Source organism: Oceanisphaera arctica (assembly GCF_002936955.1).
GTDB classification, from domain to species: Bacteria; Pseudomonadota; Gammaproteobacteria; order Enterobacterales; family Aeromonadaceae; genus Oceanimonas; species Oceanimonas arctica.
Genome location: NZ_MPZM01000072.1, coordinates 1 through 9,853 on the forward strand (window position 1 = coordinate 1; position 9,853 = coordinate 9,853).

Genomic DNA, 9,853 nt, shown 5'->3' on the forward strand with positions numbered 1-9,853 from the left:
TCAGCAAGCTGGTCCAGATAAACGTAAGGTAAGCGGCTAATTAACCCCATCTTTCCACACTAACGTCGTTGCGGCACGCTATTCCTCTCAACAAGAGGAATGACAATGACCCCACAGCAAAAACGTCAGTACTGGCAAGCACAGGCAGACAGTAGCCTCAGCAAGGCCGAATTCTGCCAGCGCCAAGGTATCCGTCCGTCAACCCTGTAATGCTGACACTCCCGCCTCCTTGTGGTTGGACGTCATGTGCTGAGCGCCACAGGGAAGTACTTGCAGCGTGTCGGTGGTGGAGACCTTTCGTTCGGCTTTTAATGTGAAGATAAATAGATCAATTAATTTTACAAGTTGGTATGAGCCGTTGCCCGCAACAGTGCTTACGGTCCGTGATCCGAGCCTGTATAGAGAAAACGGATTACACCATTCCTGAAGATCCTGAAGAACTGTGTGCGTCAAGCCACTCTGGCCGAACATTTATTTATAAGGGCTAAGTATAAATGATGACTAAGAAACATAATATATTGATCCTGTCAGCCGGGCGCCGGGTAGAGCTTGTCCAGGCATTTAGAAAAGCGTTGTTGCGCCACATTGTTGAGGCTCGCGTTTTTACTACCGATCTTCATCCTGGACTTTCAGCCGCTTGTCTGGTTTCAGATCATGGTTTTAAAGCGCCTCGAGTTACGGCCCCAGAGTATATTGACTATCTTCTTGAACTTTGTCTTGAACAGAAAGTCGGTATGGTGATGCCAACCATTGATATCGAGCTTAATATACTAGCATTGAACCGAGAACGTTTTGAGGCTGAAGGTATTCACCTTGTTATTTCAAATTATGAACTTGTGGCGGCTTGCAGAGACAAGCGTAAGACAGCAGAAACTTATTCCAAGTTAAAAATAGAGCAACCAACTATTTACAGTAAAAACAACCTTCAGTTTCCCTGCTTCTGTAAGCCGTATGATGGCAGCGGTAGCATAGGTGCACTGGCGTTATATACACCAGATATGTTAAGCCAGGAATTACTCGAAGATGAAAAAAACATGTTCATGGAGCTGATTAGTAATGAATACAGCGAATATACCGTAGATGCCTACTATGACCGTAGCAGCAAGCTATGTTGCCTGGTACCCAGAGAGCGTATTGAGGTGCGGGAAGGGGAGGTCAGCAAGGGTGCTACGCGGAAAAACTATGTTTATAAATATTTGCGGTGCCGTCTTGAAAGGTTGGAAGGTGCGCGCGGATGTATAACCGTTCAGGTGTTCGCCAATCCGGAAGATGAATCTATCAAAGCACTTGAAATAAACCCGCGCTTTGGCGGTGGCTTTCCGTTGACTCATGCTGCCGGCGCCAACTATCCAGATTGGCTGATTCGTGAATATTTCCTTAACGAGTGTATTGATTTCTATGATGGTTGGGAAAGCAATATGTTGATGCTACGATACGATGCCAAGGTCATAGTGCATGAAAATTAATCTTAAAAATACAGTTTTTGTGTTTTACTTGGATGATACTCTCTATAAAGAAGCGGAATATCATGCGTCTGGTATCCGAGCTGTATTACGAACCATTAGGAAGATTTATGGTTTTGATGCACAATCTTATCTACCTCTTTATATTCCCTAGGAATATAATTACTCAAAGTCTGATTCTGTATTTTTTAAGCTTGTTCAGAGCAACTATCCTGGCCATGACTGTATCTACATTGGTGACAATCCTGTAAAAGATTTTCTAGCGCCTAATAGGTTGGGTAACGTTTTTCCTTAAAGGCGATAACAAGAATATTTACTCACAGGATACCTCAAACCTTGATGAAAGCTACTTGCCTGCCCATTGGCTTTCAGAACTTGAAGAGTTGAATGAATTCATATGATAAATACTCCTTTTTCCCCCTGGCCTTCATTCACCGAGGAAGAAGTCCATGCGGTGCGTAATGTGCTGCTGTCTAACAAAGTTAACTATTGGACAGGTCAGGAGTGCCGTTTGTTTGAACAAGAGTTTGCTGTCTGGGCGGGTGTGGAATATGCAGTGGCGCTGGCCAACGGCACTCTGGCGCTGGATGTGGCGCTGAAGGCGCTGGATATTGGTCCCGGTGACGATGTTATTGTTACTCCACGCACCTTTCTGGCCTCGGTATCTTCTATTGTGACTGCCGGTGCTCGCCCGATATTTTCGGATGTAGATCTCAACAGCCAGAACATAGAAGCCGAACATATTGCCGCCGTGCTTACACCAAACACCAAAGCGGTAATTGTAGTGCATCTGGCCGGTATGCCGGCAGAGATGGATGCCATTATGGCATTAAGCGAACAGCACGGCTTTTACGTGATAGAAGACTGCGCCCAGGCTCATGGCGCCAAGTACAAAGGCCGCTCGGTGGGTTCTATAGGCCATATTGGTGCCTGGTCTTTCTGTCAGGACAAGATCATGACCACCGGCGGTGAAGGCGGCATGGTCACCACCAATGATGAAGCGTTGTGGCGCAAGATGTGGAGCTATAAAGATCACGGAAAAAGCTATGAGGCTGTATATGAGCACGAGCACGCACCAGGTTTTAGGTGGCTACACGAAAGCTTTGGCACCAACTGGCGGATGACCGAAATTCAGGCGGTTATTGGGCGCATTCAGCTCAAGCGCATACGCCACTGGACGGCAGCCCGCCAAGCCAATGCAGAACTGATAGACGGAGTCGCCTCCGGTTTTGAAGTAGTGCGTACAGTAATGGTACCTGGGTACATGGAGCATGCGGAATATAAACATTATCTGTTTGTTAACCCGGAAAAACTGGCCGCAGGCTGGAGTCGGGATTGCATAGTAAACGCCATTATGGCTGAAGGTGTGCCATGCTTTCAGGGTAGTTGCTCAGAAGTGTATTTAGAAAAAGCGTTTGATGGCACCGACTTTCGCCCGGCCAGGCGCCTGCCTCATGCCCGCGAATTAGGCGATACCAGCTTAATGTTTTTGGTGCACCCTACGCTCACGCAGGCTGAAATGGCTAACGCTGCCGTAGTACTTGCGAATGTTTTATCTAAAGCACAGTCCGTCAACTGGAGTTAAAGGGAACCTGATAATACAGGAAATAAAAACAACAGGGACAGGAGGACTCAATGGAGATAATAATAAGGTGGTTGTTTACAAAGCCACGCTCGACTAAACGTGCTATTAGCCTACTATTAGATGCGATTTTTATCAGTGTATCCTTTTGGATCGCATTTATGTTTCGATTAGAGGAAGAAATCATCCTGGATTCTGGCGCACATTGGATAATCCTGCTGGCCACGATTCCGTTTACCCTAATATGTTTTGTACGATTGGGATTATATCGCGCTGTGCTGCGGCATTTGGCTGGTAACGTCATTATCATTATGTTTTTAGGTACATTGTTGTCCGTAGTCATTATGGTGTCGGCGGCGTATTTTTTAGAGGTTAACTTGCCGTATACAGTGCTTGTTGTTTATTTCTCTCTGGCATTGCTGTTATCTGGTGGTGCACGTACATTGGCTCGTGTTTTATATTCCCATAGCGTAAAAAATAAAAAAACACCTGTAATCATCTATGGTGCAGGCTCGTGCGGCCGTCAGTTAAACATCAGCTTGCAGAGTGATGGTGAATATTATGCGGTGGCATTTGTGGATGACAATCCAGCTTTGCATAATGTTATATTACAAGGGTTAACTGTATTTACAGTGGATGAGCTGGCACAGGTTATTTATCGGTTTGATGCCAAAAAATTATTGTTGTCTATGCCGAGACTTTCTCGGAAACGTCGGCGAGAAATTATTGAAAGCCTGGACGAGTTACCGATAGAAATATTAACCATTCCAGGTATAGCCGACTTGGTCAGCGGTAAGGCCAGGGTGAGCGAGCTGCAAGAGGTAAGCATAGAAGACTTGCTGGGCCGTGATCCGGTAGAGCCCTTTCCCGAGCTAATTTCCGCCAATACTCATACTAAAGTGGTAATGGTGACCGGTGCCGGTGGCTCGATTGGCTCTGAGCTTTGTCGGCAAATAGTACAGCAGCAACCCAGCACCTTGGTGTTGTTCGAAATGTCGGAATTTGCGTTGTACCAAATTGACCAGGAATTAACCAGCTGGTGCCGTGAAAAAGATTGCAAGATACGTATAGTGCCGATTATGGCTTCGGTACAACAGCAAAACAAGTTAGAAGCGGTAATGAATGCCTTTAAGGTGCAAACCGTGTATCACGCGGCTGCCTGCAAACACGTGCCTATGGTAGAATACAACGTGGTGGAAGGGGTGCGCAACAATGTGTTTGGCACCTGGCGGGCTGGCGAAGCGGCCATTCACTGTGGCGTAGAAACCTTTGTGTTTATTTCTACCGACAAGGCGGTAAGGCCGACTAACGTAATGGGCACGACCAAGCGGTTGGCCGAGCTGGTTTTGCAAGGTTTGGCATTGCGGCAAAGCAACACCCGCATTTGCATGGTGCGCTTTGGTAACGTATTGGGTTCATCCGGTTCTGTGGTGCCGTTATTTAAAAGGCAGATCCTTGTTGGTGGCCCTGTTACCTTGACGCACCGAGACATCACTCGTTATTTTATGACCATACCCGAGGCTGCACAGTTGGTGATTCAGGCTGGTGCCATGGGCAAGGGCGGTGATGTGTTTTTACTGGATATGGGAGAGCCAATACGCATCATTGATTTAGCACGAAAAATGATCCGCTTAATGGGGTATGAAGAAAAAAATAAACATAATCCCAAGGGTGATATAGAGATTAAAGTCACGGGCCTGCGCCCCGGCGAAAAGCTGTTTGAAGAGTTGTTGATAGGTAGAAACGAAGCTACTACTGCACACCCACGTATTCGTACCGCCAATGAGGTGTGTTTGCCGTGGAGTGAAATGCTTAGCCTGTTAGGTGAGCTGGATGTTGCTTGCGAAGCATACGATCAGAACAAGATTCGCAACTTGTTGTTGTCTGCGCCAACGTCATTCAACCCACGAGACAAGATATGTGATTTGGTGTGGAATGAAGGGCTGCGCCGAGCGCCGTGCGCCGAGCGTCGTACGTGGAACCTCGATCGCCGAGCGTCGAGGGCCGAGCGCCGAGCGCCGAGCACCGAGCGTCGAGTGTCGATCGCCGAGGGCGACTGTGTGGACAGTGGAACGTCGAACGTCGAGCGCCGATCGCCGAGCCTCGAGGATGGAACGTCGAGCGCCGAGCGCCGAGCGCCGCGCGTCGAGTGTCGATCGCTAAGAAGAAAACGAAGGGCGGCATCGAGCGGCAGGCACCCAGCAAGGAACAGAGCCTAGTGGCAGGCAGGTTTTTAAAGAATAGCATGGAGCTACATATGGAGCTTTCTTATGTTAATGATATAAATGACTTTGTTTTGATTCCACCTTCAACAGATCAATTTGTTAATTGGAGGAATAATAGTGGTCATCATTTAATTCGTCGGGGTGATACATGCTGGGATGAGGTTAAGAAGGGATTCTTTCAACCTTTTCATTTGATTGGGAAGCTGAGCTATACTCAATTTAAACGTCCTGCTTCTTTGTTGTGGGGATATCGAGCGGCACTCCTGGATAAAGATATTGATTGTGCAAATGGATTCATTCCAGTACATAGAATGTCAAGTCCTGAAAGTTTCTCATTAAAAGATTTATCTCCCAGTCGTAGAAATGAATTGAATCGGTCATTAAGAAAAGTCAAGTGGTTTCAGGTTGAATCCATTGATGCATTCCATCAGCCGGCATACCGTATTTTAAATTCATCATTGGCCAGAACACGACATATGCCTTTACCAAGCAGATGCGAGTTTTATGAATACTGTAAACGGAATGTTAACCCTGGTGATAATTCAAGAGTTCTAGTGTCTGCTTTTGTTGAAGGTGAGCTTGCTGGCTTTACAAATATCTACTGTGTCGATGAGGTTGCTTATTTAGATAATTTGTTTATTTCCAGTGAGTATCTTAAAACTGGTATTGGTGCGGGTTTTTACTATTTAGGCATTGATATTTGCAAGCGTTCACAAAAAATAAAGTCAATAATTAATGGAATGCACTGCATAGAAAATGAGGGTGTTTCTTTTTACAAGCGTCAGTTCGGTTTTGATATTGCCATGATCCCTGCACGGGTAGAAATTAATCCTGTTGTATCCCACATGCTTCGCAAGTACTACCCTCACAAGTATTATCGATTAACTGGGAAATGCTAGGGTTTGTTCTCAATTATGTCAGCCAGATAATACCAATTCTAATAATTATCTGGTCATATTGAGGCCCCGGATCAGAGGCAACACAGCCTAGCTCTTCCGCTTCTTGCGTTCTTTCTCATGCTGCCCGGCCAGCACGGCGATGGCGCAGAGCACCACAAAGGTGGCGGCGTTGGCCGGGATCTGCAGGTTGAAGTCGGTAAACGAATGGATTATCAGCGCCAGAATGCCCATGGCGGCGGCAAAGCCGATACCGCTGCGATACCAGGACTCGCGGGAATAGGGAATGGGCCAATATCAACAAAAACGCGCCCGCAGGCGCGTTTGACTCAATCCAGTCCCTATTCCCTATTCCCTATTCCCTATTCCCTATTCCCTATTCCCTATTCCCTATTCCCCAGTCCCCAATCCCCAGTCCCCAGTCCCCAGTCCCCAGTCCCCAGTCCCCAGTCCCCAGTCCCCAGTCCCCAATCCCCAATCCCCAATCAGCACCGGGCTTTTTTGTATCTTGCAGACTAAAGTTGGTTTCATCTGAGTTTGATACTGGCTGGAGGTAGCATGAATAATGGCAAGGTAGAGGTGTTGCATCATGGGGCGGTAAAGGGAGTGACTGGCTCTTGTCACGAGCTGCGGCTGGATGGGACCGGTATTCTTATCGACTGTGGCTTGTTTCAGGGTACCGAGCGGCGGGATGATTTGGCCATCGATTTTGAGATCAGCCATATCAAGGCGCTGGTTGTCACCCATGTGCACATCGACCATGTGGGGCGTATTCCCTATTTGCTGGGCGCGGGTTTCAAGGGGCCTATTATTTGCTCGCCGCCTTCGGCGCTGTTGTTGCCGGCCATGCTGGAAGATGCACTTAAAATCGGCTTTACCCGGGATAAAAAACTGATCAACCGGGTGCTGAAAATGCTCAAGTCGCGGCTGGTGCCCTTGCCTTATAACCAGTGGCATTCTGTGGCGAATACCGGTATCGAAGTGCGACTACAGCGGGCCGGGCATATTCTTGGCTCGGCCTATGTGGAATGCGAGGCCGGAGGCCAGCGATTGGTGTTCAGTGGTGATCTGGGCGCGCCTCATTCCCCGTTGCTAACGGCGCCGGTGCCGCCGGAGCAGTGTGATGTTCTGGTGATGGAAAGTACCTATGGGGATAAAAATCACGAAAGTCGGATCGATCGGCGGCTGCGACTGAAGGCGGCGATTGAGCATGCGCTGGCCGATGGCGGTACCTTGCTGATTCCGGCGTTCAGCCTGGGCCGCACCCAGGATTTGCTGTATGAGATAGAAAGCCTGATGGCAGAGTTTGGCAACGATGCCGCGGCACCGGACTTGCCCTGGAACGAGCTGGAAGTAGTAGTGGACTCGCCGTTGGCCGCCAGGTTTACCGGCCTTTATCGCAAGCTCAAGCCGTTCTGGAATGATGAGGCCAGAGAGCGGCTGAGTGAGGGGCGACATCCCTTGTCGTTTGAGCAGCTGACGGTGGTGAACAGCCACCGGGATCACCTTAATGCGGTGAACTATCTGGCCCGGTCACGCAAACCCTGCGTGGTGCTGGCGGGCTCCGGCATGTGTGCCGGCGGCCGGGTGGTGAACTACCTCAAGGCAATGCTGGGGGAAGCACGCAACGATGTATTGTTTGTGGGTTACCAGGCCGAGGGCACGCCGGGCCGGGATATTCTGGAATATGGGCCTCGTATTGGTTCCGATACTGGCTCAGGGGTTGGTTGGGTTACGCTTGATGACGAACGCGTTACCATTCACGCCCAGGTGCATCAGGTAAGTGGCTATTCGGCGCATGCCGGCCAGCAGGATCTGATAAACTTCGCTACCGGTATTACACCACCGCCGAAACAGATAAGATTGATCCATGGCGACTCCGGAGCCAAGGCGGCATTGAAGGCCAGGTTGAGTGAATTGTTGCCCGATAGCCGGGTGGTGATTGGGGAATAGCCGCTAGGGAGTAGGGAGTAGGGAATGGTGTTTTGTAGCTGCCACTTTAGTCGGCAGACCCAGCTCCGCTGGGTAATCATAAACAGCGCCGAACCTACAGATTGGCGCCATGCCTGAAAATTCCCCCATCGTTTGCAGGATCGCGCCGCATAAATGGGCGCCTACAAGGGCGGAGGTACTTGTAGCTGCCGCTTCAGCTGGCAGGCTCTGCGAAGCAGAGCAATGAAATTACGCCGAGGTTGGTGCGAAATTGCGATTGGTCCAATGAATTGGACCCTACGAGAGGCGATGTTTGTCGTAGGGTCGACTTATTTTTAGGTGAGAGTATTCGACCATGGTGTTTATGGAGCGTAGGCGGGCCTATATTTTCGCCTCACGCCTTACAGGGCACGGATTAAAAACAATAAACGAGGTTTTATGACTATTTTGGTGACCGGCGGTGCCGGCTATATTGGCTCTCATACGCTGGTGGAATTGCTGAACAGCGGTCAGCAGGTGCTGGTACTGGATAATCTGAGCAATGCCTCGGCCGAGTCGTTGCGGCGGGTGGCCGAGATTACCGGCAAGCAACCGGCTTTTGTTGAAGGTGATATTCGCGATGCCGAGCTGCTGGCGAAGTTGTTTGCCGAGCACAGCATTGAGGCGGTGGTGCACTTTGCCGGGCTGAAGGCGGTGGGCGAGAGCGTACAGAAGCCTCTGGAGTATTACGATAACAACGTCAACGGCACCCTGGTGCTGGTGGATGAAATGCGCAAGGCCGGGGTGTTCCGGCTGGTGTTCAGCTCGTCTGCCACTGTGTATGGCGAACCGCAGAAAATGCCGATTACCGAAGACTTTGCCGTAGGCGGCACCACCAATCCGTATGGTACCTCCAAGCTGATGGTAGAGCAGATACTGCAGGATCTGGCCAGGTCGGATGAACGCTGGTCTATTGCCCTGCTGCGTTATTTCAATCCGGTGGGCGCTCACGAGTCTGGCCTCATTGGCGAAGATCCCAACGGCATCCCCAACAATCTATTGCCGTATATCGCTCAGGTAGCGGTGGGCCGGCTGGAGCGGCTTGCGGTATTTGGTGATGATTACGCCACGGTAGATGGTACCGGGGTGCGGGATTACATTCATGTGGTGGATCTGGCGTTGGGGCATTTGAAAGCGCTGGCACGCATTGCCGAATACAGTGGTGTGAGTGTGTATAACCTGGGTACCGGCCAGGGGTATTCTGTGTTGCAGATGGTCAAGGCGTTCGAGCAGGCCAGTGGCCGCCCCGTGCCCTATGTTATGTCCCCGCGCCGGGCCGGTGACATTGCCGAATGCTGGGCCAATCCGGGTAAGGCGCGTGCCGAACTGGGCTGGCAGGCCGAGAAAGGCCTTGAGCAGATGATGGCCGATGCCTGGCGCTGGCAGTCGCAGAATCCGGAAGGGTATAGGGAGTAGGGACTGGGGAATAGGGACTGGAGGAAGCAGAGTTCGAGTCGTCTGTGGGTTTGCGCCGCATAAATGGGAGCCTACAAGGGCAGAGTCACTTGTAACTGCCGCTTCAGCTGGCAGGCCCTGCGTAGCGGGGAAATATCGGCGAACAACGCCGGGTTATTGGAACTGGCGCCGAACTGCTCCTCCCCCTTGGCAGCGGGGTAACAGGCATAACGGCGGCTTATCGCCAGGGGGAGGCTGGGAGGGGGTGTCACTGCAGACCAAGACACATAGCCTGCGAAATATGCGAGTATCGTGCAGCAA

The 9,853-nt window shown here is 50.1% G+C and carries 8 protein-coding genes; 6 read left to right on the forward strand and 2 right to left on the reverse strand.

The annotated features are described in order from the left end of the window. The first annotated feature begins 494 nt into the window (after positions 1-494). The 4 genes from UN63_RS16165 (at position 495) to UN63_RS17000 (ending at position 6,169) form a co-directional block, all read left to right on the forward strand. Positions 495-1,466 carry an ATP-grasp domain-containing protein gene (locus tag UN63_RS16165; protein ID WP_219821195.1) on the forward strand — a complete coding sequence of 324 codons (972 nt, stop codon included), beginning with the start codon at positions 495-497 and terminating at the stop codon, positions 1,464-1,466. Positions 1,467-1,860: 394 nt separating this feature from the next. Then, positions 1,861-3,048 carry a DegT/DnrJ/EryC1/StrS family aminotransferase gene (locus UN63_RS16170; RefSeq protein WP_104488529.1) on the forward strand — a complete coding sequence of 396 codons (1,188 nt, stop codon included), beginning with the start codon at positions 1,861-1,863 and terminating at the stop codon, positions 3,046-3,048. A gap of 50 nt (positions 3,049-3,098) precedes the next feature. After that, positions 3,099-5,264: a nucleoside-diphosphate sugar epimerase/dehydratase gene (locus UN63_RS16175; protein ID WP_104488530.1), complete on the forward strand. Its 2,166-nt coding sequence runs from the start codon at positions 3,099-3,101 to the stop codon at positions 5,262-5,264. A 38-nt stretch (positions 5,265-5,302) separates the two neighbouring features. Continuing rightward, positions 5,303-6,169, forward strand: coding sequence for a GNAT family N-acetyltransferase (locus tag UN63_RS17000; RefSeq protein ID WP_181068275.1), 867 nt, complete (start codon positions 5,303-5,305; stop codon positions 6,167-6,169). A gap of 87 nt (positions 6,170-6,256) precedes the next feature. Here the strand turns inward: UN63_RS17000 and UN63_RS16180 are convergent, their stop codons facing one another. Further along, positions 6,257-6,400 (reverse strand): hypothetical protein, encoded by a 144-nt coding sequence (locus UN63_RS16180; protein WP_219821196.1) that lies wholly within the window; start codon positions 6,398-6,400, stop codon positions 6,257-6,259. Between the two features lie 324 nt (positions 6,401-6,724). Between UN63_RS16180 and UN63_RS16185 the strand changes: the two genes are divergently transcribed. Both UN63_RS16185 and galE read left to right on the forward strand, forming a co-directional pair. Further along, on the forward strand, positions 6,725-8,119 hold the full coding sequence (locus UN63_RS16185) for an MBL fold metallo-hydrolase (RefSeq protein WP_104488531.1): 1,395 nt from the start codon (positions 6,725-6,727) through the stop codon (positions 8,117-8,119). Positions 8,120-8,536: 417 nt separating this feature from the next. Continuing rightward, the gene (gene galE / locus UN63_RS16190) at positions 8,537-9,553 is read left to right on the forward strand and encodes a UDP-glucose 4-epimerase GalE (RefSeq protein WP_104488532.1); all 1,017 of its coding nucleotides are present in this window, start codon (positions 8,537-8,539) and stop codon (positions 9,551-9,553) included. Between the two features lie 71 nt (positions 9,554-9,624). Here galE and UN63_RS17245 read toward each other — a convergent pair. Further along, a partial coding sequence (locus UN63_RS17245) for a hypothetical protein (protein ID WP_219821197.1) occupies positions 9,625-9,853 on the reverse strand: 229 nt, incomplete at its 5' end.